Consider the following 1,199-nt stretch of genomic DNA (forward strand, 5'->3'; position numbering starts at 1 on the left):
AAAGGTGGTAGATAAAACGGCGGCGTAGGGTCCTTGGTTTCGGGGTGGGTCGGCCCCAGATCCAGGGGCGGGCGCGGGCGTTGAGGGCGGCGGTGGCTTGGCGGGTGGCTTGGTCGATCTCTGTGTGGTCGGCGAAGGTCTGGCCGGCGAGGGCTTCTCGGGGGAAGATTCGCCACCATTGTTCTTGTAGGTTGAGCCAGCACGCTCCGACGGGGATGAAGGCGTGTTTGATCCGGGGGTGGTCTTCGAGCCATTCGCGGGTGGATTTGCTGTTGTGGCTGGAGAGGTTGTCGGTGATCACGTAGATGTCGCCGACAGGATTGGCCTGTTCGACCAGTTCCAGGAAACGCTGATAGTTGATGCTGTTACGTGAGGACGCGGTGAGCGTGACGGTGTGGCCGTCGCGGATGCGGATCGATCCGTACACCCAGACCCTGTCCGGGCCTCGCGAGTATTCCAGAGGCGCCTTGATCCGGTGTCCGTCGATCGACCAGCCCGGTGCGGGGCCGAAGGTGCGAGGCGATACCGGGCCCAGCTCGTCGGCGCAGACTACCGTGGCACCTTCGGGTGGCTGCGTGTAGAGACCGACGATGTGAGTTCTTTTGGGACGAAGTACGGATCCTTGCTCGTTGTCCACGAACGCGGCTTGCGCCATCGAATCCCGTCTGTCACAAGGATTCTGCGCACCTGACTACGGCCAACGACGATGCCTTCGGCACGCAGGGCCGCGGTGAGCGAATCCAGGGTCCAGCACGAGGGCGCCCGGTCCTGATCGGCTTCCAGAGCACCATCGCAGCGTCGGGTCAAACGTCCCGGCGGGGTGGTGGCGACCAAGGCCACAACGCGACTGCGCTCTGTTTCGGTCAGCCGAGGTTTGCGTCCTGCCCCTCGCCGATCGCCCAGCCCGTCCAAGCCGTGAGTGTTGAACCGGTGCAACCGTTCTCGCACCGTCTGCCGATGACAGCCCAGCTCGCCCGCGATCTGCGCGGTGGACTTTCCGTCCCAACTCGCCGTGATCATCCACGCCCGACGGATCCAATCCCCAGGCACATGACGAGCTCCGGCAAGTTTGCGAATCTTGCGCTCCTCCAACACATCCCGTGGAGGCCGCGCAACCAACACCTTCGGCAGAACCCACCCCATCACACCCGAACCAACAAGTCAGACAACAAAATACATGATCTTTGAGGAACGCAGCA

At 63.1% G+C, this 1,199-nt stretch carries 2 protein-coding genes; both read right to left on the reverse strand.

Annotation, left to right across the window (positions count from 1 at the left end):
- On the reverse strand, positions 1–655 hold a 655-nt coding region (locus tag ACFYOW_RS49650), incomplete at its 3' end, for an IS630 family transposase (RefSeq protein WP_387299191.1).
- Positions 550–1,143 carry a helix-turn-helix domain-containing protein gene (locus ACFYOW_RS49655; protein ID WP_387299193.1) on the reverse strand — a complete coding sequence of 198 codons (594 nt, stop codon included), beginning with the start codon at positions 1,141–1,143 and terminating at the stop codon, positions 550–552. The genes ACFYOW_RS49650 and ACFYOW_RS49655, both read right to left, overlap by 106 nt.
- Positions 1,144–1,199: the final 56 nt, after the last annotated feature.

Origin of the sequence: Nocardia sp. NPDC006982, from assembly GCF_042869435.1 — a bacterium.
In the GTDB taxonomy this organism is placed as follows: Bacteria; Actinomycetota; Actinomycetes; order Mycobacteriales; family Mycobacteriaceae; genus Nocardia.

Coding starts and splice junctions, on each gene's coding strand:
- ACFYOW_RS49655 (WP_387299193.1), bottom strand. CDS start 1,143: ATGGGGTGGGTTCTGCCGAAGGTGTTGGTTGCGCGGCCTCCACGGGAT.